The 23493-nt window shown below is 36.3% G+C and carries 20 protein-coding genes; 13 read left to right on the forward strand and 7 right to left on the reverse strand.

Annotated features, from left to right (window positions below; translation table 11 throughout):
- The first annotated feature begins 4 nt into the window (after positions 1 to 4).
- Positions 5 to 481, forward strand: coding sequence for a hypothetical protein (locus ABIB40_RS15005; protein WP_354360202.1), 477 nt, complete (start codon positions 5 to 7; stop codon positions 479 to 481).
- 150 nt (positions 482 to 631) lie between these two features.
- Here ABIB40_RS15005 and ABIB40_RS15010 read toward each other — a convergent pair whose 3' ends face one another.
- Entirely contained in the window at positions 632 to 2461 is a 1830-nt protein-coding gene (locus ABIB40_RS15010; protein WP_354360203.1) for a M61 family metallopeptidase, read from the reverse strand.
- 304 nt (positions 2462 to 2765) lie between these two features.
- Here ABIB40_RS15010 and ABIB40_RS15015 point away from each other — a divergent pair, with 304 nt between their 5' ends.
- The 3 genes from ABIB40_RS15015 (at position 2766) to htpG (ending at position 6110) form a co-directional block, all read left to right on the forward strand.
- Complete coding sequence (locus ABIB40_RS15015; protein WP_354360204.1) at positions 2766 to 3695, forward strand: N-acetylglucosamine kinase; 930 nt, start codon at positions 2766 to 2768, stop codon at positions 3693 to 3695.
- A gap of 64 nt (positions 3696 to 3759) precedes the next feature.
- Positions 3760 to 4152, forward strand: coding sequence for a response regulator transcription factor (locus ABIB40_RS15020; protein WP_354360205.1), 393 nt, complete (start codon positions 3760 to 3762; stop codon positions 4150 to 4152).
- 68 nt (positions 4153 to 4220) lie between these two features.
- The gene (gene htpG, locus ABIB40_RS15025; protein ID WP_354360206.1) at positions 4221 to 6110 is read left to right on the forward strand and encodes a molecular chaperone HtpG; all 1890 of its coding nucleotides are present in this window, start codon (positions 4221 to 4223) and stop codon (positions 6108 to 6110) included.
- Between the two features lie 134 nt (positions 6111 to 6244).
- Here the strand turns inward: htpG and ABIB40_RS15030 are convergent, their stop codons facing one another.
- Positions 6245 to 7147: a mechanosensitive ion channel family protein gene (locus ABIB40_RS15030; RefSeq protein WP_354360207.1), complete on the reverse strand. Its 903-nt coding sequence runs from the start codon at positions 7145 to 7147 to the stop codon at positions 6245 to 6247.
- A gap of 116 nt (positions 7148 to 7263) precedes the next feature.
- Positions 7264 to 8595 (reverse strand): TIGR00341 family protein, encoded by a 1332-nt coding sequence (locus ABIB40_RS15035; protein ID WP_354360208.1) that lies wholly within the window; start codon positions 8593 to 8595, stop codon positions 7264 to 7266.
- Positions 8596 to 8816: 221 nt separating this feature from the next.
- Between ABIB40_RS15035 and ABIB40_RS15040 the strand changes: the two genes are divergently transcribed.
- Both ABIB40_RS15040 and ABIB40_RS15045 read left to right on the forward strand, forming a co-directional pair.
- Positions 8817 to 9725 (forward strand): UbiA prenyltransferase family protein, encoded by a 909-nt coding sequence (locus ABIB40_RS15040; protein ID WP_354360209.1) that lies wholly within the window; start codon positions 8817 to 8819, stop codon positions 9723 to 9725.
- Positions 9726 to 9775: 50 nt separating this feature from the next.
- The gene (locus tag ABIB40_RS15045) at positions 9776 to 10405 is read left to right on the forward strand and encodes a class I SAM-dependent methyltransferase (RefSeq protein ID WP_354360210.1); all 630 of its coding nucleotides are present in this window, start codon (positions 9776 to 9778) and stop codon (positions 10403 to 10405) included.
- Here the strand turns inward: ABIB40_RS15045 and ABIB40_RS15050 are convergent.
- Together ABIB40_RS15050 and ABIB40_RS15055 are read right to left on the reverse strand one after the other, a co-directional pair.
- A complete protein-coding gene (locus tag ABIB40_RS15050; protein ID WP_354360211.1) occupies positions 10402 to 10569 on the reverse strand; it encodes a hypothetical protein in 168 nt (55 codons plus the stop codon). The genes ABIB40_RS15045 and ABIB40_RS15050 overlap by 4 nt on opposite strands.
- Before the next feature lie 200 nt (positions 10570 to 10769).
- A complete protein-coding gene (locus tag ABIB40_RS15055) occupies positions 10770 to 11306 on the reverse strand; it encodes a YciE/YciF ferroxidase family protein (protein ID WP_354360212.1) in 537 nt (178 codons plus the stop codon).
- A 157-nt stretch (positions 11307 to 11463) separates the two neighbouring features.
- Here ABIB40_RS15055 and ABIB40_RS15060 point away from each other — a divergent pair, with 157 nt between their 5' ends.
- The 3 genes from ABIB40_RS15060 (at position 11464) to ABIB40_RS15070 (ending at position 15272) form a co-directional block, all read left to right on the forward strand.
- The gene (locus ABIB40_RS15060; protein WP_354360213.1) at positions 11464 to 11922 is read left to right on the forward strand and encodes a ferritin-like domain-containing protein; all 459 of its coding nucleotides are present in this window, start codon (positions 11464 to 11466) and stop codon (positions 11920 to 11922) included.
- A gap of 258 nt (positions 11923 to 12180) precedes the next feature.
- Positions 12181 to 14475 carry a TonB-dependent receptor gene (locus tag ABIB40_RS15065; RefSeq protein WP_354360214.1) on the forward strand — a complete coding sequence of 765 codons (2295 nt, stop codon included), beginning with the start codon at positions 12181 to 12183 and terminating at the stop codon, positions 14473 to 14475.
- Positions 14476 to 14480: 5 nt separating this feature from the next.
- Positions 14481 to 15272: a DUF4249 domain-containing protein gene (locus ABIB40_RS15070; protein ID WP_354360215.1), complete on the forward strand. Its 792-nt coding sequence runs from the start codon at positions 14481 to 14483 to the stop codon at positions 15270 to 15272.
- 13 nt (positions 15273 to 15285) lie between these two features.
- On the opposite strand, the gene ABIB40_RS15075 is transcribed toward ABIB40_RS15070, so the two are convergent.
- Positions 15286 to 16335, reverse strand: coding sequence for a 2Fe-2S iron-sulfur cluster-binding protein (locus tag ABIB40_RS15075; RefSeq protein WP_354360216.1), 1050 nt, complete (start codon positions 16333 to 16335; stop codon positions 15286 to 15288).
- A gap of 133 nt (positions 16336 to 16468) precedes the next feature.
- On the reverse strand, positions 16469 to 17239 hold the full coding sequence (locus tag ABIB40_RS15080) for a lytic transglycosylase domain-containing protein (protein WP_354360217.1): 771 nt from the start codon (positions 17237 to 17239) through the stop codon (positions 16469 to 16471).
- Between the two features lie 468 nt (positions 17240 to 17707).
- Here ABIB40_RS15080 and ABIB40_RS15085 point away from each other — a divergent pair, with 468 nt between their 5' ends.
- From ABIB40_RS15085 to ABIB40_RS15100, 4 genes are all read left to right on the forward strand, one after another.
- Positions 17708 to 18286 (forward strand): DUF7822 domain-containing protein, encoded by a 579-nt coding sequence (locus ABIB40_RS15085; protein ID WP_354360218.1) that lies wholly within the window; start codon positions 17708 to 17710, stop codon positions 18284 to 18286.
- Positions 18287 to 18474: 188 nt separating this feature from the next.
- The gene (locus tag ABIB40_RS15090) at positions 18475 to 21720 is read left to right on the forward strand and encodes a UvrD-helicase domain-containing protein (RefSeq protein WP_354360219.1); all 3246 of its coding nucleotides are present in this window, start codon (positions 18475 to 18477) and stop codon (positions 21718 to 21720) included.
- 106 nt (positions 21721 to 21826) lie between these two features.
- Positions 21827 to 22591: a hypothetical protein gene (locus ABIB40_RS15095; RefSeq protein ID WP_354360220.1), complete on the forward strand. Its 765-nt coding sequence runs from the start codon at positions 21827 to 21829 to the stop codon at positions 22589 to 22591.
- Positions 22592 to 23437, forward strand: coding sequence for an agmatine deiminase family protein (locus tag ABIB40_RS15100; protein ID WP_354360221.1), 846 nt, complete (start codon positions 22592 to 22594; stop codon positions 23435 to 23437).
- The last annotated feature ends 56 nt before the right edge of the window (positions 23438 to 23493 follow it).

Here is a 23493-nt window from a genome sequence, read left to right on the forward strand (position 1 = left end):
CATTATGAAAAAATTAATTTTTACTATTTTAGGTTGCGTAGCCTTATTTACTGCAAGTACAACACAAGTTAAAGCACAAGATTATCAAAATGCCATCGGCGGTCGTTTTGGCGCTGCAAATGGGGTTAGTTTTAAAACAGCTTTAAACAAAGGTGCAATGTTAGAGCTCATTGGAAATTTTAGAAGCTCTAAAGGTGCAAAATATGTTAACTTAACAGGATTATATGAGGTTTATAATCCAATTAAAGGTGCACAAGGTCTAAACTGGTTTTATGGTGCTGGTGCATCACTTGGGTCTTACAAGATTAAGGGTTATAAAGGAGATGTTTATCTTTCCTTAGATGGTGTTTTAGGTTTAGATTATAAATTTAAAGATGCTCCAATTAATTTATCTTTAGACTGGATTCCTACTCTACAAATAACACCAGATACGGATTTTTATAGCGGAGACGTTGGTTTAGGTGTTCGCTTTACTTTTTAAACAGCCACCGAAAGCAAAAAATAAAGCCCTTGAAAACATGTTTTCAAGGGCTTTATTTTTAAAAAAATTATTTGTTGAGATTTTACAAGTGCAACGTGCATTCTCTCCCATCTCAAATCTCCCATCTCAAATCTCAAAACGTAGAGCGTTTTACTTTTCCGTCCACTTTGCAAAAACAGCTTTCTGTGCCGCAGTTGCTTTTGGATCAATGCCCGCTTTTAATCGCGCCTTTGGATTTTCCTGTAATTTTAGCTCAAAAGTTTTTTCAATCCCATCTCTACTTATGGCGATGGACATTTTGTCGCCTATAGCTTTATTTGCTACAATTGGAATGGTATCTAAATCTATTCTTGGGCTTGATAATTTTACTTTTTCGAATACTTCTTGTAAACTTAAGCCATTAATTTTAGAAATCTCGTCATTTACGTTAAGCCCCGACAACCAAGCAGGCGAATCTCTGTCTACACCGCTAACAGTAATTGCGCTATTGCCTAACGTGGCAGCTATGCCTGTGTAGGGTTTGCCCGGTGCTATATTTTCAGAAGAAATGGTTACGCCAGCATAGCCAAAATATTTATTGTAATCTACCTCGTCTACGCCGTTAACATATTTGGCCCAAAAACCTGTAAAGCTCTCTCCAGATATTTTTTCTACCATGGCCTTAAATTCTGCATCGGTATAGCCACGATTTAATTTCTTGCATTTTAGGTACATGGCTTTCATTACATCATCTAAACTTTTTTTACCCTTTGTTGCATGAATAATCTCTAAATCCATCAAAATGCCAATCACTTCGCCCTTACCATAGTATGAGATTGAATTGTTTTTCGAATTTTCATTTGGTCTGTAACCAATAATCCATGCATCGTAACTTGCAGCTGCGGCCGATTGATATTTTGAGCCTATGGTATTTTTTACGGTGGCGACGCCTCCTATTAATGCATTCAAAAATTCATCATTAGTGGTAAAGCCCGCACGTAGCATGTATTTGTTTTCATAGTAGGATGTAAATCCTTCGGCAATCCATAAATCTGTCGTGTAATTTTCCCTGTCATAATCAAATGGCCCAAGGGCTATCGGACGAAGTCTTTTAACATTCCAAAGGTGATGATATTCGTGCGCTACCAATCCAAGAAAAGATTTGTATCCCTTTTCTGATGCGTAGCCCATTCTACTAGCACCTAAAGTAGTAGAATTTAGGTGTTCTAAACCTCCGCCACCACTGGCGGAATTGTGCACGATAAAAACATAGTGTTCGTTTGGGTTTTCTCCATAAACTGCTGTTTCTTGCTCAACAATTTTGGCCATATCTACTTTTAGTTTTTCCTTGTCGTAGTTGCCGCCGCCATACATGGCAACTTCGTGTCTTACGCCCGCGGCGCTAAACTCAAAAATATCTTGTTTTCCAACCTCTATCGGACTATCGAAAAGAAGATCGAAATTTGGGGCTGTATAAGTGAAGGCTTTCCCCTCAACAGGGCTTAAACCTGTAGAAACTTTAGTCCAGGTTTTATAAGGGACAATGGTTACGGTACTTGGCGATTTAATGAACCCATCAGGATACATAAAAATGCCCGTAGGTGATAGAAATGCATGAGATTCATCTATAAATGGGGTTCTAACCGATATTTCGAAAGCATAAACTCTATAATTTATCCGTATGTCTTTTGCTTTTTCAGAGAAAATTCGCCATATATTTTTTCTTACTTTCTCAACTTTAAGGGCTTTGCCCGATGAAGTTGCGCCAAACGCTTCTACGCTTTTTTCAAATTCCCTAATTAGGTAAGAACCTGGAGTCCAAACAGGCATCTTTACATCTACATAATCCTTAACCAAGCCAGAAATATTCATTTTAACCTCTGCGTAATGTGCCTGAGGTTCTTTAAATGAAACCTCAAAACCTATGTTCACCTGTGCTTTTGTCGTCATAATTCCAAATAAAATAAATACTGCACTTAAAGTTGTCGTTCTTTTTACCATATCTTTTTGATTTACCCACAAATTTATGGTTATTGTCGACTTTTTATTGAAAAATATGGGTTAATGCCTATTTAGATAAAAAAAGGGAATTAACTATGCGCGTTAACGATAGGAACGGCATCTTTTTTTGGCTTTTTTCGAGCCGAAAAAAATATAGTGGAAAGCGTGTTAAAACGCCCAAATATAGTTAAGGAAAATATTAAATTCCCATTAGCCCCGATTTTGATAAAAGTACGGATAGAAAGATTGATTGTTAACACAACCTTGTGTTTGAAGGCCAATCTGCAAAAAAAGAGAATATTAGTTGAATGAAAATAATTACCAAGAATTTATCCATTTAATTTTTATATTTATCGCCATGATTCTTGTGGCAGATAGTGGGTCGTCTAAAACCGATTGGATGGGATATGAAGATGGTAAGACTTTTGAATTTAGTACCATTGGCATAAATCCCTATTTTTTGAATGAGGCAGGGATCAGCATGCATATTTCTCAAAATGCCGAGCTCTTAAACTGGGCGCTATCGGTTAAAGAAATTTATTTTTTTGGTGCGGGTTGTTCTTCGCCAGATAAGCATGAGGTAGTCTCTAACGGCCTGTCGGCTGTTTTTAAAAATGCCTATATTTCTGTAGAGCACGATCTACTTGGTTCTGTGTATGCCACCTGTGGTAAAGAAGAAGGTTTGGTAAGCATATTGGGTACTGGCAGTAATGTCTGCTATTTCGATGGAAAAAAAATTCATGAAGGTGTGCACGGCCTTGGTTATGTGCTGGGCGACGAAGGCTCTGGAACTTTTTTTGGAAAAGCAGTATTGCTTGGTTATTTCTGTAAAAAAATGCCAAAAGACCTAAGAAAAAGCTTTCGTGATGTTTATGGCGCAAAAAAAGAAGAAGTAATTACCCACGTTTACCAACAACCGTTTCCTAACATTTATTTGGCCAATTTTAGTAGATTTATGGCTGAGAATTTGTCCCATCCCTATATCCAAGAGACTTTGAAAGAAGGTTTTCAAGAGTTTGTAGATGTCAATATTAAGGATTATCCAAATTATCAGCACAATCCCTGTCATTTTGTAGGTTCCATTGCGCACTATTATCATGCAGCCTTAAAAGAGGTTCTAGAAACTAATGGCATAACGGTTGGCAAAATATTGCACAAGCCCATACAAGAACTTTTTAGTTTTATACTAAAACAAGAAGGTGTGTTGGACGGTGGTAAAAAGGGATTAAATTAAATAAGAAATCATTTTAAACACAATGCAAAATTGAGTGTTATCACTACACGCAAATAAACATAGTATGAAAAAAATATTAGTTGTAGACGACGATCAAGAGGTTTTGGAAACTCTAGAATTAATTTTGGAACTCGGAGGATTTGAAGTATCCGGTTTAGATAATGGAGAAGAAATTTTTGAAAGAATAGAGTTTTTCGAGCCAGATTTAATTCTGTTGGATATATCTCTAGGCCATATAGATGGGCGTTTGCTATGTGAGCAGTTAAAAGCTTCAGAAGATACCTCGTACATTCCAATTCTTTTAATTTCTGGTTTGTACCAAGCCGATGAGATAGCGTCATTGCAATACGGGCAAGATGATTTTCTTTCTAAGCCCTTCCAAATGGATGTGTTATTGGAAAAATTAGCAGCTATTTTATCAAAGCAAGAAAATGAAAACAGTTTTAAGCTAAACTAGTCTGTCAATTTGGCAAAAAATTGTTTTGGAACAGCCCTTGTTATGCATAGTTTAAAAATTATTAAACTATGAGTATACAAGAAAAGGGGAATATCTCCATCCATACAGAGAATATTTTTCCGATCATAAAGAAGTTTTTATATTCTGATAATGAGATTTTTCTGCGCGAGCTCGTTTCTAATGCAGTAGATGCCGTTCAGAAAATTAAAAGGTTAGGTGCTTTAGGGCAATATAACGGAGAAGTTGGCCAGCTATTAGTAGAGGTTGCTGTAGATAAAGATAAGAAAACCATTACCGTTAGCGACAATGGTTTGGGGATGACTGCCGAAGAAATTAAGAAATACATCAACCAAGTTGCCTTTTCTGGAGCTAGCGAATTTGTAGAGAAATTTAAGGATGCAAAAGACGCTAACGAAATTATCGGTAAATTTGGATTGGGTTTCTATTCTGCCTTTATGGTTGCAGACCTTGTAGAAATAAACACGCTATCTTACCAAGAAGGTGCAGAACCTGCAAAATGGGTGTGTGATGGAAGTACAGAGTTCGAGATTTCTGAGGGAATAAGAACCACCCGCGGAACGGATATTGTGCTTCACATTAACAAAGATTCTGAAGAATTTTTAGAAGAACAGAAACTCCAAGAAATTTTAGATAAGTATGCAAAATTCTTGCCTATTCCTATAAAATTCGGAACCAAAACCAATTCTGAAGAAGATGGAGAAGATGTCGAAGGCAAGAAAAAATACATAGATGTAACTGTTGATAACATCATTAACACGACCAATCCAATCTGGACAAAAGCACCGTCTGAGTTAAAAGATGAAGATTATCTAAGCTTTTACAGAGAGTTATATCCCTTTACAGAGGAACCACTTTTTTGGATCCACCTTAACGTAGATTATCCATTTAACCTTACCGGCGTACTGTATTTTCCGAAGTTGAAAAACGATTTTGAGGTACAGCGCAACAAAATAAAATTGTATTCGCGTCAGGTTTTCATTACTGATGAAGTTAAAGACATCGTTCCTGAATTTTTGATGTTGTTGCATGGCGTAATAGATTCTCCAGATATTCCATTAAATGTTTCTCGTAGTTTTCTTCAAGCAGATGGGAACGTAAAGAAAATTAACAATTACATCACCAAAAAAGTAGCAGATAAACTGCAAGAGTTGTTTAACAAAGACCGTACAGCATTTGAAGACAAATGGAAAGATATTGGCCTTTTTGTTAAATATGGTATGATAAGCGAGGAAAAGTTTTATGACAAGGCAAAAGATTTTGCTTTGTTGGGAAATACGGAAGGCAAGCTTCTTACGCTTCCAGAGTATCATGAAAAAGTTAAAGAGCTACAAACTGATAAAAATGGGAATGTGGTTTACATTTACACCAACGATGCGCAGAAGCAAGATGCTTTTATACAATCGGCACATAAGAAAAACTACGATGTGTTGGTGTTAGATTCGCCAATTGATAACCATTTTATTAACCAATTGGAGCAAAAGCTAGAGAAAACTACCATTAAACGTGTAGATTCTAGCGTAGCTGATAAGTTGATAGAGAAAGACGAAAACAATGAGCATGTGCTTTCTGAGAATCAGGTAAAGGAAGTGACAGAGATTTTTGAGAAAGCCATTACCAAGCCTGGTATGCAGGTAGAAGTGGTTGCATTAAACCCCGAGGAAATGCCAGTAACGGTTACCATGGATGAGTTTATGCGCAGAATGAAAGACATGGCCGCCATGGGTGGTGGTGGAATGGGTTTTTATGGCCAAATGCCAGATAATTACAAGGTAGCCATTAATGGCAATCACCCGTTAATCGGCAAAATTTTAAAGGCCAAACCAGCGGATCAAAGCACTTTGGTAAAGCAAGCGGTAGATTTGGCATTGTTGGCGCAAGGTATGTTAACCGGTGCAGAATTAACTTCGTTTGTAACTAGAAGTGTTTCTTTGATTTAAAAGTGGCGTAAGTCAACTTGTAAAAGAAAGCAGCGCCCAGATTATTTTCTGGGCGCTGTTTCGTTTATAAAGTAAATTTCCGAAGGTTTTTTTAATTTCCATTCGGCCATGCATGGCTGTTAATCAGGAAGCTTTTAGCTCTTCTGTTGCAAATTAACTTCCATTTCGCTCAACGTTTGTCCGCCTTTAATCCCAAAATCTAAGGTGCGTATCGGGTACGGAATCATGATGTCATTGGCATCATAAGCTTTCTTTATCTTAATAATCGCATCGCTGCCAACTTTTAAATATTCTGGCTGTTCTAGCGAATTTACCCAAAATCTTATCGTGTAATTGATTGAGCTATCGGCAAACTCATTAAAGAACATGGTGGTTTTTTCCCCTTTTACCAAGCCCTCAATGTCTTTTACGGCGTCCATTGTAATTTGCATTACACGCTCCAAATCTTCTCCGTAAGATACACCTACCGATAAATCAAAACGTCTTTTGCCCAGCATCGAAAAGTTTTCTATCGGATTTTGGAAGACTTCTTTGTTTGGGATGATAACCATCTGTCCTTGAAAAGTTCTAATGGTGGTATCTCGCAAATTTATAGACTCTATTTTGCCCATAAAATCTTTAATTTTAACAATATTCCCAATTCTGATCGGCCTGCGAAAAGAGATAAAAATGCCAGACATAAAGTTGGCGGCAATGTCTTGAAAAGCGAAGGCAAAAGCTAAGCCAAGCAAACCTGCCCCGCCAAGTATGGTGGTTATTGCCTTGTCTAATTGTAAAATACTCAGCGCAATAAATATAACTATCCCCAAAAAAAAGATATATATAATCGATGAGAAGAGAGAATTGAGGGTGTGATTATTAGAAAGTTTGCCTATCAGTTTGGTTGCAAGTTTATGGATGTACTTTGCTACAAAAAAGCCAATTACGGTGACAACGACAGCCAATAAAATATTTGGTAAAAGTTTAATCAATTCTTTTAACCACAGAGACAATTTGTCGGTTATAAGTTTGGTTGAATCGTTTATGTTAAAATTCATTTGATAAAATATATGGTTTCAGGTTATTGTAAGAGCAACTTATCTGCCAACAAATTAACAAACAAAAATAACATTTACTTGTTCTTTGAAAAAAAACCATGTTATTCTCTTTGGCTCTATTTTCTGCTTCTTGTTACAATTAGCCGAACAGAGTCCACATCCAGCCTATCCTTAAGCCAAGTTCTAAGTTTATTTCTTTCTAATTGATACATTGGGCCAGGTAATGCAACTACTGCCATGGTTATGCTATCTATTTTATTGGTATCTAAGTATTTTATGTAAGCTTGGTTTATGCTAAAATTAACTAAGTCCGGGTATAAAGCTTTCAGCTCTTTTGTAAGATCAGGTATTGGTTCGCTAGCATTTGCAGAGGGGTTTTTGTTAATGTTTAAAGAGTCTCCAGATACAGCCTCGATAATACTGGCTTTTATTTGCGACAGGTCTAAATTATTCTTTGCGTCTAGTCCCTGCCTGATGATTAATTTTGTATGCGCCAAATCATACTTTGGCAGTTTCCTTTTCAGGCTGTCTAATTGATTTTGATCAAGTAGTTTGCCAATGAGGAGTAGGTCTATTTCGTTTGCACCATGATTGTATTTAAAGGTTTTAGAGATAACTTGGCTGTTTGCATAATGAAGCTCCGTTTTGATAAATGCCCGTGCATTGTTCTCGAACAGACTTTTATTAACAATTCTTCCCGCCAAAAAAATGCTGGGAACTATAGTTACCACAACAACAATTAGGATATAGTGTTTTACTTGCCGCTCGTAAGCCTTATCTTCAAAGTGTTTTTTTCGAAACTTCATGAACCTAATAATCAGGTAGGTAGCTACGCAAATAAAAATACTGTTTATAAAATATAGGTATAAAGCGCCGAGTACAAAATATACGTTTCCCATCGCCAGCCCATATCCTGCGGTACAAAGCGGGGGCATTAAAGCGGTGGCTATCGCCACACCGGGTATTACAGTGCTCGTTTTCTCCTTTCGGGTGGCTGCGACAATTCCGGCGAGCCCGCCGAAACTTGCAATAAAAACGTCCCAAATGGAGGGAGAAGTTCTAGAAAGTATTTCTGAAGATGCCTCATGAAGTGGGGTAATGAAAAAATACAGTGCAGAAGCGCCAATTCCTATCGCAGTTGCTAGCGCCAAATTTCTAGCGGCCTTTTTAACCAATTCGAAATCGTTAATTCCAATTCCCAAACCTACGCCCATAATCGGGCCCATTAAGGGCGAAATAAGCATGGCGCCTATTATTACGGCTGTAGAATTTACGTTTAAACCTATCGAGGCAATAAAAATTGCGAAAATTAGCGTCCAAAGATGTGCTCCCCTAAACTCGACATTTTTTACAATCGATTTAATGGTTTCAGACTCGTCTGCGCTATCTTCATGAAGATTAAAGCGATAAGAGATAAACCTTTTTATCGCAATAAATATTTCTCTCATAACTTATGCCCGTAATTAATCAAAAATACAGTTTTAATTATAAACTGCCATGCGATGAATTAACAGCAGCTACAAAGGTTTTTCTCCAATTTTTCGGCGTTAAATTATGATGTAGCAAATACTTGTGCCGTTGGCAGAAAACTATTAAGCCTTTGCTAATTTTAATATTTTTAAAATCGAAGAATATAAACGAAATTGTCCAGCTTCTGCTAAACATTTAAATGGGCAATAAAATTATCAAGCTTATCTTCTTTGGAAACTACTTTGTGGGTTTGCTGGCGGTTGCCCTTACTTTCGAGTGTATTCTACAACTAAACCTGCCTCAACTTAGCTTAAGCTATTATTTCTTGTTGTTTTTGGCGCCCATTGTATATTACACATTTGCCTATCACAAAGCATCATTAGATCCACATGCGGTAAATCCACGCAACAAATGGTATTTTCAGCACAAACGGTTAATTGGTATTAGCCAAATGGTGCTGACTTTGTTGTCCGTCGTGCTTGCCGGAAACATCATCTATCAAGATTATGAAAGAATTTTACGCTTGCCAGCAGACTATTGGCTATCTATCGTTGTAATTTCTGCGGCAGCTATTTTTTATTACGGCCTGCTGCCAAAGTCTTTTGTAAAGTTAGATTTAAGAGTGAGAGGCTGGCTAAAACCCTTTGTTATTGGTTTTGTTTGGGCTTGTTGTGCGAACGTACTGCCTTTAATTATCGTAAAAATAGAAAGTGGAGTAGATTTTTCTGATTCTTGGTTTTGGGCTTTTCTTTTTGTTAAAAATTGGATGTTTTGTACGGTGAACGCAATTATATTCGATATAAAAGATTATCCAACGGATGCAAATCAACACTTGAGAACTTTTGTGGTACGCTATGGTTTGCGTAAAACAATTTTTAATATTTTAATGCCTTTAATTTTTGTTGGGGTTTTTTCGATGCTTATTTTTGCATACATCGAAAGTTTCAGTGCTGTCCATATTTTCTTAAGTATTTTGCCGTTCGGCCTAACCATCTATCTTGCATATTCTATGCATAGGAGACAAAAAATTATGTATTATTTAATGATTATTGATGGACTGATTTTGGTTAAGGCGCTTTGTGGAATTATTGGGATGCAGTTTTATTAATTTGGATGGAGCTTAAAAGCATATTGCTTTAGAAAATTGAAATTTAGGATTTGAGTAACTACAACAGAATAGCATATTATTATGATACCCTTGCCAAGCTCGTTTTCGGCAAATCGCAGATCAATGCACAAAAAGACCAATTAGTTTATATCCAACCTAATAGTAAAATACTAATTGTTGGTGGCGGCACCGGATGGATTTTGGAAGAAATAGCGAAAATATTTCCTGGCGGATTAGTTATAGATTACGTAGAATCCTCTAATAAAATGATTGGTATTGCTAAGAAAAGAAACATCGGAAGAAATACCCTGAACTTTTTAAGTTCTTCGATAGAAAACTTTAGGCCGACTAAAGTATATGATGTGGTGATTACCGCTTTTTTATTCGATAATTTTGTTCAACCACAAGCCGATGTTAATTTTTTAATTGTTCATAATTACTTAAAAGAAAATGGCTATTGGTTGTTTTCTGATTTTGATGTGGAAAGAAAGCGATACGTAAATTGGAGGAATGTGTTGATGAAAGCCATGTACCTGTTTTTTAAAGTGGTGGCTGACGTAAAACCTAAAGGTCTCATAGAGATAAAGCCTTTATTTCGATTTTACAATTATGAGGTTGTATTTGAAAAATGGTATTATAAAAAAGTTATCCGCGCTGCGGTTTATAGAAAGTTAGTTTAGCTAAAAACTAAAGAGCTTACAATGGCAATTAAAACCATTAAAACCATCACTATTTTATCAACTCTTATCCAGTCTGCCTTTGTGAGAGCATTATGTGCTTTTTTCTCAGTTCTGCTTGCAATGTTTTCGAACGTAAAATTTGAAGTGTTTAATTTAATAAGCATGATATAATTTTGTGTTTATATAACGACATAAATATCAATTCAAAAGGTTTGCCAAAATTGAAAATTTTCAAAAAATGTGGATAATTAGTTTCGGCACTAGCAAGTTTCTCGTAAAACAGAACATCTAATAATTATTCCTGAATTGAATTTAAATAAGTCCTGCCTAAATTTTAGACAGGACTTATTTTATCTAATGAGATTTATTCTCCAGAAGCTTCATCGTTAATAGAACCTTCGGCCAATTTGGTAAGCGCTACGTCAGTATCCTTTTCGTTTTGGAGCGTTTTAGAAAGCAGCTCGACCACGTTGGTGTGCCCCATGTTTTCTGCAAATACCCTAAGCGTGCCATAAGTTGCAATCTCGTAATGCTCTACTTTTTGTGCTGCCAAAATTAATCCTGCATCTCTAACCATCGTTCCTTTTTTGGTATCACCAATAATAGATTCCGCCTCTGCCAGTATGCCCGCCATCGCTTCGCATTTTTTTGCTACAGCTTTTTCATCCAACAATTCAAAAACCTGTTCTAAGGTTTTTACATGTTCTTCTGTTTCGCTCGTATGTTTTTTAAATGCGGCTTTCAATTCATCGCTGGTAGCAGCTTTTTCCATTTTTGGTATCGCCTTTACTAAATGGCTCTCTGCCCAATAAATGTCTTTTAATTCGTCGATAAAAAATTCATGAAATTCAGAATTTTTCATTTTTCCGGTATTTCCGGTAGGTTTTTTACTCGTTGTCATGATATATATTTTTAGTTCGTATAAAAATAACCCTGATAAACCGATTATGTTTAGAAAAATTTTGGTTTACGTATTTACCTCAATTATCGAATAAAAACACGTAGTTCAAGAACTTTTTGTATTGAATAAGGTTAATAATGCATAAACATTTATAACTATGGAACACAACAAAGAAATCATTAGCGACTTAAAATCCCTTATCTCTATTTTAAATGATGGCAAGGAGGGATATACCTCAGCTGCAGAAACAACAGATAATGTTGAGCTGAAAGCGGTTTTTTTAGAGTATGCGGCACAGCGTAAAGCTTACGAAGAAGAGTTGAAAGCCCACTTACTTACACACGGCGAAACTTCTGATAATGATAGCGGAGGAGTTCTTGGCGCTTTACACCGAACATGGATAGACATTAAAGATGCTTTGAGCGGTAAAGATGAGGTTTCTATTTTAAAGGCAATTGAGACTGGCGAGCAGGCTGCTGTAGAGAAATATAGCAAGCTGGCTGCAGATTATGCCACACATAGCGACCATATTGCATTGTTAAATAAGCAAAAGGGAGGCGTAACGGAGGCTTTAGCAAAGGTTCAATCGCTTGTAACAAAATATCAGAATACCTAATAAACATGCGATTAGAAGAAGGCCATATCATCAAATGATATGGCCTTTTTTGCTTTAAGCCGATAAAAAATTTTATTAAAACAACACACGGACATCTTTAGCGTTTAAATACTTAACTTCCACCTTTAAATGTATTTTTAAATTAGATAGGGGCTCCAACAGTCTTGGTTGATGTGGAGAAATAGGTTTTTAGCGTTAAATTAGTTTGTGGGTAGTAAGCATTATTTTTTTCTTGTAGGTTTTTTAACCTTAGTCACGTTGTTTTTTTTTAGTGGTTTGCCTTGTTTTGCTCAAAAGGGTGTTACACTTGGTGGTACCATTCGCGATGCGGGAACTGGAGAAAGCCTGATAGGGGCAACTGTAAAATTAACAGACGGCAGTATCGCTACTGTAAAAAGCAATAATTATGGGTACTTTGCCCTTTCTAAACCTGCTGGTAAGTACACCTTAACGGTAAGCTTTGTGGGCTATACTACATATAGCAAATCAATCGAACTTAAAAAAAATGAACAAATTGATGTGCAACTCGTCGCGCTCAATACCCTTTCAGAAGTGTTGGTGAAAGCCACCGATCGCAAAAACGAGCATGTAAAAAGTGCACAAATGGATTTGCAGCAGATCGATATGAAGACCTTAAATACCATCCCGGTTTTATTGGGAGAAAAAGATATTCTAAAAACCATCCAATTGCTGCCCGGAATAAAGGCCGCCGGAGAGGGAAATACAGGTTTTTATGTTAGAGGAGGTGCTGCCGATCAGAATTTAATTTTATTAGATGAAGCTGTTGTTTACAATTCATCGCACCTGCTGGGTTTTTTTTCTACGTTTAATGCCGATGCTATAAAAGATGTAAGCCTTTATAAAGGTGGAATGCCTGCGCAATACGGCGGGCGCTTGTCGTCGGTGCTCGATGTAAAAATGGACGATGGAAATAGTAAAGAATATAAGTTTCAGGGAGGCATTGGCTTAATTGCATCTCGAATAAAAATTGAAGGCCCAATTGTAAAAGACAAAGGTTCTTTTATGGTAAGTTTTAGGCGAACCTATTTAGATTTGTTTTTAAAAGCTTCTAAAGATACTACGATAAGCGGCAGCACGCTTAATTTTTATGACGTTAACGCAAAGTTTAATTACCGCTTGGGCGATAAAACTGTGATTTATCTTTCTGGCTATTTTGGCCGAGACAACATCGGCGTAAAAGACCTTTTTAATAACAATTGGGGAAACGCCACAACAACCCTCAGGCTCAACCATATTTTCAACAGCAAGCTCTTTTCAAATACTTCTTTAATTTACAACAACTATAACTATACCGTTAAATTATTAAACAACGCAAACGATTTTACGGCTAAAAGCTTCATCAGAGATTTTAATTTAAAGCAAGATTTTGAAAGTTTTAACAATAAGCATTTGTTAAAATTCGGAATTAACGCAACTCACCACCGCATTTCACCAATCGGTTTAGAATCGCCGAAGACCTCGCAGATAAATTCGCTAAGTCAGGAGAAAAGATATGGGTTGGAGACAGCAGCCTATATTTCTGATGAATGGAGCGCTGCGAAAAATATTAATGTGATTTACGGATTGCGGTTATCTGGATTTTGGTTATTAGGCCCAGGAAATTTTAAATCTTATGATGCAGCAGGGAATACGGTAAAAACAGATAAAATTGGTAGTGGTAGGATTTATAAAAATTATATTAATTTACAACCAAGATTTTCGATAAGCTACCTGTTAAATGAAGAAAATTCTTTAAAGTTTTCTTACAATAGAAACAGTCAGAACATACACATACTAACCAACTCAAATTCTAGTTCTCCAACTGATCAGTATGTGTTAAGCAGCAATAACATAAAACCAGAAATTGCAGATCAACTGGCTTTTGGATATTTTAAAAACCTTAGCGAAAATAAATACGAGCTTTCTGCGGAGGTTTATTACAAATGGCTACAAAACCAAATAGACTATAAAAATGCTGCGCAACTTATTGCCAATAGCGATGTAGAATCAGAACTGTTGTATGGAAAAGGAAGGGCCTATGGGTTAGAATTGTTTTTTAAGAAAAAATTTGGGAAATTAAATGGTTGGTTTGGTTATACCTTATCGCGTACCGAGCGAAGATTCGCAGCGCTAAATAACGATAGATATTTTCCGGCAAGACAAGATAGAACGCACGATTTATCTTTTGTGGGCATCTATAATTTATCTAAAAGATGGACTTTTTCTTCTAGTTTAATCTATGGCACAGGCAACGCGGTCACTTATCCGGCAGGAAAATATGTGGTAAATAAGCAGTCGTATTTTTATTATACCGAACGAAACGCGGGTAGAATGCCGTACACAATGCGTTTGGATTTAAGTGCTACTTTAGAGGGGAAAAACACAGGCAAGTTTCATTCTAGTTGGAATTTTGGGATATATAATGCCTTGGCTAGAAAGAATCCATATTCCATTGATTTTATAAACGACCCACAAAATCCGAAGAAAATTGTAGCTGAGCAGACATCCCTATTTGGCATTATCCCATCTATTACATGGAACTTTAAATTTTAGAAAGCATGAAGCAATTCAGTTTATACGTTATTTTGCTTTTTAGTCTGGCATCTTGTAAAAAAATAGTTCAAGTTGATACCAGTGCAGCGCCACCTCAAATTGTAATTGAGGGAAAGATAACAGATGGTTTTGAAGATCAGGTAGTTACCATCTCTAAATCCATCAATTATGATGATACCGGAGAATACCCTAGGTTAACTGGTGCAGCTGTGAAAGTTACCGATAACAAAGGTAATGTTTATAAATTTTTGGAAACCAGCGCGGGTAGCTACCACCACAAAATGCAAGGGGTATCTGGTAGAACTTACGCGCTAAGTGTAAATTTGCAAGGTCAAACCTACAGCGCAACTTCTACCATGCCCAACCCTGTTAAGCTAGATTCTATTGGCGTTATAACTAATAATTTTTTTAATAAAGAGCGCATCAATCCTATAATATATTTTACAGACCCAAAAGAGGAAATTAATTTTTACCATTTCAATCTTTTTGTCAATAGTAAAATTTCTAAAAGAACCTATGCAAGTAGCGATAGATTAACCAATGGAAATACCACACAGATTCAGTTTTTTTATGACGATGGTGACAATGAAAAACTCATAGCCGGCGACAAGATTAGCGTAGAGATGGAATGCGTAGATAAGGCCATTTACAATTATTGGTACGCTTTGGTGCAACAAGCAGGGAATGGCCCAAACCAAGGCGCAACACCTTCCAATCCAACATCGAACATAAGTAATGGTGCCTTGGGCTATTTTAGTGCAAATACTTACCAAGAAGTAACTGTAACCATTAAATAGCTGTCGCTGTAGCTTATAACCACTGTAAGGTAGTGCCATTTTCAGTGGGGCGGCCAGTACAAACCAGTACTTTGCCGCTGGCAATTTCGTCGTCAGTAAGTACCTCATTATAATCCATAGCTACGCCACCTTTTGTGCAAAATGCGGTGCATGCGCTGCACATGCCTGCTTGGCAACTATAAGGTAAATTAATGTTGTTTGCCAAGGCTACTTCTAATATCCTTTTTGGGTATGGAATGAGCAATGTATCGGTTTTACCATTAAATTTAATTACCACAGAGTAAGTGTTTTTATCAACTATTTTTTCAGAGGAACCATCATCTTCGTCAGGTTCATCTTCTGGCATTACAAAAGTTTCTCGTTTTACCTGCGATGGATCAAAACCAGCTCCTAATAGTGTTATCCGACACAAATCCATATAAATTATGGGGCCACAACTGTAAAATAGCGCATCACTTCTCTCGAATTTTAAATGTTTTTTTAATAATTTTTCTATATAGAACTTATTTAGCCTAGCTGTAGCCAAATTTTTGCTGTTGCTAAAAAGGTAAACAATCGTTAGCCTATCGGGATTATTTTTTTGCCAAGCATTTAGTTCGTCATAAAACAACACATTTTCTATCGAGCTGTTGCTGTAAATTAAGGTGATGCTAGATTGCTCTTCGGAAATGAGCGCTGTTTTTAAAATAGAAAAAAGCGGCGTTATGCCTACGCCTGCAGCAAACAAAAAAAGGTCTCTTTTCTTGTTTTTAATAGGATGATAACTGAAGATTCCCTGTGGAGATAAAGCATTAAATTCATCGCCTATGGTCGTTTTGTGATGTAAAAATCTAGAAATTTCTCCGTTTTCTACGCGTTTAACTGTTATGGCTAATGGCTCATTTACCACCGGAGAACTGTTAAAGGAGTAGGAGCGCCTGATTTCTCTATCGTTACTTTTAAAAATTAAAGAAAGAAACTGGCCCGCAAGGTAAGTGGGATAGGGCTGGCCACAAGATTCAAATTTGATGGTCATGTTGTCGCCCGGCTGGCTAACAATATCTATAACTTTAAGCTTATACATCTGTTGCAAAGTAAGGCATTTGTTTAAAAACTGAAAAGAATTCCATGCTTTATTCAACCATAAATAAAAAAATACCACACAAAAAAAGTCGAAAGGTAAAAACCTTTCGACCGTTAAATATAATTTGTTTGGTTTAGTTATATGCTAACAACTCTTTTGGTTTATCGTATCCGTACCGAGCTGGGTGTTCTATAATTTGTTTCATAGAAATGAGCTTGTAGACATAAATCCCAGTTTCTCCGTTTAACTTAAGTTTAAAATAGTTGTCTTGATTCTGCTTGTTGATTCTCTTTCTAATTTTTACATCGCCAACATTGTAGGCGGCAGCTACAAGTGTCCAACTTTTCAATGTTCCATGCATTTCTTTCAAATATTCGCACGCTGCAATAGTAGCTTTTTTGAGATTGTAGCGTTCATCTACGCCTTTGCCAACTTTAAGGCCATAATTGCGAGCCGTTCCTGGCATAAATTGCCAAACACCAGCTGCACCTTTTGATGAAACCCCAGATTTATAGCCAGATTCTACCAAAGCCATGTATTTAAAATCGTTTGGGATTTTAAATCTCTTTAGTATCGGTTCTATAATTGGGAACCATTCTCGAGCACGTTTTTGTAGCCTGTAAGTTTGGGTGTTTTTATAATTGTGTGCCTTAAGAGATTTTTTCATCTTAAGTTCAATCTTTTTATCGCCCAAAGGTAACGTTTCATTGGCAAAGCTTAGGCGTGCCATTAAAGTTTCGGGCTGTTTTGCCCGCGGCAAAATTGCTTTCTTAGTCTTAAAAGTGTCTAATTTTTCTGTGCCAGAAAAATTTTTTTTTGCTTGGGGTAACAGGTAAGCGAACACTGTGGCCAAAATTAATAATGAACACATCATTAAAAATGGTGTTTGGTGTTTCGTTAACATTTTCCTCCTTTTTTTGGTGAAATTATTTAAAAACGTTCGCAAAGGTAATAATAATAGTCAGTCTATCAAATAGTTATAACAATTAAGTTAGAAAACGTGGGTTTAAAGCGGTTTAAACTAAGATTTTTTAGTGTCGATATTTATCGAAATAAGGCTGAAAATACCATAAAATCGGGTCAACTAAATTGGAAGTTGCTTGAACAGTTATTATATTCATTGTTTATTTTTCAAACAAATCGAACTGTTGCTTGGCAAAAAGAATAGTTGTTTACTGAGGCAAACTTGGGTTGAATCAATATACATTAAGAAATTAATTTACCGCTTTAGGCTTAATGATTTAGAGAATTTTTATTGATAAAGTGCTTAAAAATATGCATTTTGTGATGATTGGTTTAAGTGCGCATTGCACTTTTCCTGATGTTGTGCGTCACTTTAAAATGACTGAGAAAAAATCTAAAATATAGAGTTATGGCAAATAGAAGTTTTATTTACACTACAAATAGTTATCAAGATAGTACTACTGGAGCTACGGGACTTTCTGAATATCCATATGAAGTACACCCACTGTATTTACTTATCGTATCTTGTGATAGTGAAATGATTTTATCAAAAGTTAATTTAGGAGAAGATAAAACAGCTATTGTGGGTGACTTTGAAAAAGGCAAATCATTAGTTTTACAATTTTTAGACCTCATTCTTAATTATGACGATTCTTTTAAGAATGACACTTTCGAAGCTTTTGTTAAAAAGGGGAATGAAATTTTAAATCAACATAATGAAAAATACGTTATTTTAGAAAACTTTGAAATTGTAGAACTTTCAGGAACTAATTTTGTGCCGGAGACGTTTAAAGATTTAGGAGTCGTAAAACAAGAAGTTGAGGAACTATATTTAAAACATCTTGGAGGCAATCTAACTTTAGAAGATATTCGTGAAACAAGTATTTATAATGACTTTGAAGATGTTTCTATCAAATGGGGACAAGTAGAACTTGAAGATGTAGATTGGTCTGATTTCTGGACGGATTCTATTTACTATTCTTTCTAAAAATTAAAAAAGCGAACGCACACATCAGTTTGGCAATATGGCGGGTTCAGTGCTAAATTCAAGTTCAATTTTTCACTTGACCTTTAGTGCAAAGTTGAAGTTTTATGCTTTGAATTCCGTCACATCGCCAAGCCGAAGACCGATACGGGTAATTATCTCGCACGTGTAAACAGCAAAAAAATCAGTCGATGCAAAAACCAGTAAAAATTCTTCAGGCCTCTGCCGGTTCGGGCAAAACGTTTAGTTTGGCCGCTCATTACCTTACGTTGCTTTTTAGCGGTGAGCTAAAATATCGCGAAATTTTGGCGGTAACCTTTACCAATAAGGCTACCGAAGAAATGAAAAGCAGAATTTTAGAGGTATTGCTTGCATTGGCCAAAGGCGATGACTCTAAAAAAATTGATACTTACAGGCAGATTATTCTTAAACAGTACCCAACGTTAAATGCAGAAGGTTTGCAACAGCAGGCCGATGTCATTTATCGAAGAATTCTACATGATTATAGTCGCTTTTCGGTAAGCACTATTGATGGTTTTGTGCAAAAGGTAATTCGTGGTTTTGCTTTTGAGCTCGGGCTAGATTCTGGCTACAGCCTCGAAATGAACATCGAGAAGGTAAAGCAAGACCTAAGTGGTCGATTAGAAAAACTGTTGGACGAAAAAGATAACCTGTTGCAATGGGTTATTCAGTTGGCGCTGAGCCGCATTGCTAACAACCAATCTTGGAATTATAAAAGAGAGCTTTTGGAGCTTTCTGGCGAGGTTTTTAAAGATAAATTTAAAGATTTCGAACTTGCAATAGGCGATTTTGGCTCGGAGAACGTAGATGATGTATTTAAAAAATACATCGATTTTTCTGAGAATTTCCAGAAAAAATTCGAGGAAGATTTAGCTTTACTGGCCAAGAAAGCTGAGGATATAATCGTAGAAAGTGGTTGCGAGGTCTGTGACTTTAAAGGTAAAAGTCGCTCGCCGCTAACAAAATTCGGCGTTATTGCCAATGGAGGTTTCGAGTACATTCCAAAAGTTGCAAAGCTAATAGACGAGGAGGAAAACTGGTTTCAAAAGGGAAAACAAAATATTCTTTTTGAAAGTTTAAATCCACTTCTAAAGGAAATGGCGTCCATTTATAAAGTCGGAAATGGAGATTATATATTGGCGAAGGCATTTTTAAAGAACGGATATTTTTTAAGGTTGATGCAAGAAATGGCCATGCTTCTTTCGGCTTATAGAGAAGAAAACGAAACGTTATTATTTAGTGATGCCCAAAAGCTTTTAAATGGCATTGCAGAAGATGCAGGTGATAATCCTTCCTTTATTTGGGAAAAGATGGGCAACAGGTATCGCAACTTCTTGTTCGATGAGTTTCAAGATACTTCTGGAAATCAGTGGAACAGTTTTTTAAACCTAGTGCTCAATGCTGTTTCTACGCACAACGGTAAATTACACGACCATTTAATTGTTGGCGATGCCAAGCAGTCTATCTATCGATGGCGAGATGGAGATTATAAACTCTTGCATCAAAAAGCCAAAGCTGATCTTCGGGAGCTAAATGTGTTTGATGATCAGTTGGAAGAGAATTATAGAAGTACAGAGGAAATTATAAAATTTAACAACGAGCTTTATCCAAAACTAGCCAAAGCACTCCAACTGAAAATAAACGAAAATATTCCTGAAGATGACGAGCAATTGAGCGGATTTTGGAACACGCCAGAAAATCAATATGGAACCATAATCGAGAGCATTTATAAAGGAGTGGAGCAAAATAGCCACATCAACACGAAAAAAGGAGGCATTGTAAAAATCCACCGAATAAACTTAGATAAGACAGATGGGAGTGATGCTGACTTGGGAGAGGTGGAAAATAAAAAAGACGCCGCTTTGATCAACATGATATTAGAGATTAAAGTCTTGTTAAATGAGCGAGGTTACCAACAGCGAGAGATTGGTGTGTTGGTTAGGTCTAACGGCGACGCCGCTTTAACTGTAGATGCGCTGATGCAGGCCGGTTTTGATGTCTTATCGGGCGAAGCCTTAAAAATTGCAAGTAACATTGCCATAAAGTTAATTGTAAATGTGCTAAAATTATTGGTGGTTACGCAAAGCAACTCTGCGCTATACAAGGCCAATTGCATTGCACTTTATGCCCAAATACACGGCAAGGAATTAAATGGCGATGATTATTTTTTGTTGAAAAAAACTTCTTTGGCAGCTTTGCACAACGTATTGCCGTCTGCCTTTTGCGAAAATTACAGACAATGGATGCAACTGCCTATACCAGAAATGGTAGAAAAAATAATCAGCGCTTTTAAATTAGACAGTTATAAGAAAGGAGACGTCAACCCGTTTTTGCCCTATCTTTTAGCTTTTAGAGATTTGGCGGGTAAATCCTCAAAACAAGGAGAAAAGGGAATTTCTGCTTTTTTAAATTGGTGGGAGGAAGAAGGCAATTCTAAGACTTTGCCTTCGCCAGATACCGCAAATGCAATACAAGTTACCACCATCCATAAATCTAAAGGATTGGCATTTAGGGCAGTTTTTATTCCATTTTGCGATTGGCCGCTGCAAGGAATGTCTAAAGCTACATTTTGGGTGCCAACGGCAAACACACCATATACCAACCTGCAAACAATACCGCTTTCTTACACCTCTGCGTTGAAGGGTTCTAGTGTTGGGCACCACTATTTGGAAGAAACGTTGTTTAACTATATGGATGCGCTTAACAACTTATACGTGGCTACCACCAGGGCGAAAGACTTTATTTACATTGGTGTGGCGGGCAAAAAAAGCAACACCATAACCAGTATTGGAGATGCATTGCTGGCTATTTATACAGATGAGCTCGAAGAAAATAACGATCAGGTTGAGATTGGGACTTTCTCTACCATAGGCGATGACCTATCGTTTGTTGATGCCATAACGCTAGAGGGTTACCAGACAACCAATCGTTTAGAAAGCATTTATAAGGCAACTGAAGACCGACCTCAAAAATATTTAGACAATGTTGCAAGATCGGCAAGAAGAGGAAGCAACCTGCATTATATTTTAGCCGAAGCTAATAAAGTAGAAGAGGTAGAAAAAGTTGTCGACAAGTTAATGTTGCAAGGACTAATTAACCAAGAGGAGAAAACTAGTTATATAGAAGAGGCTTCGACGGTGCTGAAAAACCCAGATTTAAGCGCTATTTTAACTCAGAATGCCAATCAGATTAACGAAAAATCTATTATTGGAGTTGATGGTAAAACCTACAGACCAGATAAATTAGTGCTAAATGGCAACAAGGTTTCTATTATAGATTATAAGTTTACAGCAGAAGAAAGCGAGCACCATGTGGCACAAATTAAAAATTACCAGAGCTTAATTGAGGCTATGGGCTACGATGACGTGAAACCTTATCTGTTTTATGCTTCGAAAAATAAACTTAAAGCCGTTTAGTCAAGATAATTTGTTATTCTTGGTACGGTCTTCATGTCGACAGGAGTGCCAACAAAATGGAGGATTATGGAGTGCTCTGCGAAGTGAAATCTTTGACTTATATTTATTGCAGGATTTAAAGGTTTCTCCACTACCTTCGAAAGGAAGAATAGTTATTAACCAAGTTTTGGGACAATTCAATCATCAAACAAATTTAGATATGTACTTAGAGATTAATTCTTCGACAGAAGGAACTGTAGTAAATAGCTTTAGAGAAATAGCTCGGAAATTATTTAACGATTATAAACTGCTTGTAAACCACACTCATTATCGCTTGTTAGATTTAGAGTTCTATTTTTATGCTAAAGATAAATTTGAAGATATTTATGCTCACAAGCATGAACGCCAATTAGAGAATGGAAAATGGTACAGCCACGGTTCTGGAATGGATCTTACATTTGGAGATAGCAATAATCACGGAGGAATTTTAATCCGGGCAATAGCAGAAATTAGTAACGACGCTCCAAAAGATAAATTTTTCGTTAAGAATGAGATTCACGGGCCTTTGAATGTGAAAACCGAAATTTTCTCAAAACTAAATGGAGCTTTTGATGAAACACCAAATATCTTTTTCTTGGCAGATATTAGTAGAGATAAGCAAGGAGCATTGATGCCAGAACAAGAATACGTTATTGAAACAAATCGAATTGGTTTAAATGAAGCAAATGATATCTCCGCTGACTCTAAATTTCATAAAGGTAAATTTAGATTTGTAATTTTTCCTCACTTAAAATTGAAGGATAAGACTAAAATTGCAAAAGATATGATAAAGCAATACCCGGAATTATCAACCGACGACGTTAATAAACTTTTCGGCTCAAAGTTTCTTTAGATGATTACAGATAGTCAAGCCAATTTTATTTACCTAGCAGATTCATTGCCTTTAAAATACCCAGCATTTTATGCTGAATTTCAAAAAGTATTGAATAAAGCTAAAATAGCATACGGAGTTTTGCCTCAAACAAAAGATGTATGGGCTGTAGATTATATGCCAATTCAGGTTGATGAAAATGAATTCATTAAATTTAATTACGCCCCTGATTATCTAATGGATTCCATAAAGTGGAAGAAAACAATTTCAGATGTTGATTTGATATGCTCCCAAATCAACATAGAATTGAAGAAATCTTCAATTATTTTAGATGGCGGAAATGTCGTCCGAAGTGAAAAAAAAATCATAATGTGTGATAAAATTTTCTTCGAAAATCCGCTAGTTGCATATAACGATTTGATAGCAGAATTGAAAAATATTTTTCAGATTGATGATATTATTTTTATCCCAACGCACCCCAAAGATAAAATTGGTCACGCCGACGGAATTCTGAGGTTTTATGGCGATAATACTGTTTTGATAAATGAATTTTCAAAAGAGGATAAAAAATTTGAAATAGGATGTAAAACTGCCCTCAGCAATGCTGGAGTTGGCTTTATTGAAATCCCTTATAATCCGTATGGTAATTCGAAAGGTATCGATGCGACAGGAATTTATATAAATTACTTAGAATTGGGACAGACGATTATACTTCCGACTTTCAATATTCTGGAAGACGAAAAAGCAATCAGGCAGTTTGAAACACTCTTCCCAAAACATCAAATTATTTCAGTGCACAGTTCTGATTTAGCTAAAGATGGAGGTGTATTAAATTGTATAACTTGGAATATTTTAAGAGTTAATTAAAGGGAGTTTAAATTACACAAATCGTCACGCTGAAGTTATTTCAGGATTTTGTTCAA

The sequence above is a fragment of the Pedobacter sp. UYP30 genome, from assembly GCF_040547165.1.
Lineage (GTDB): Bacteria > Bacteroidota > Bacteroidia > Sphingobacteriales > Sphingobacteriaceae > Pedobacter.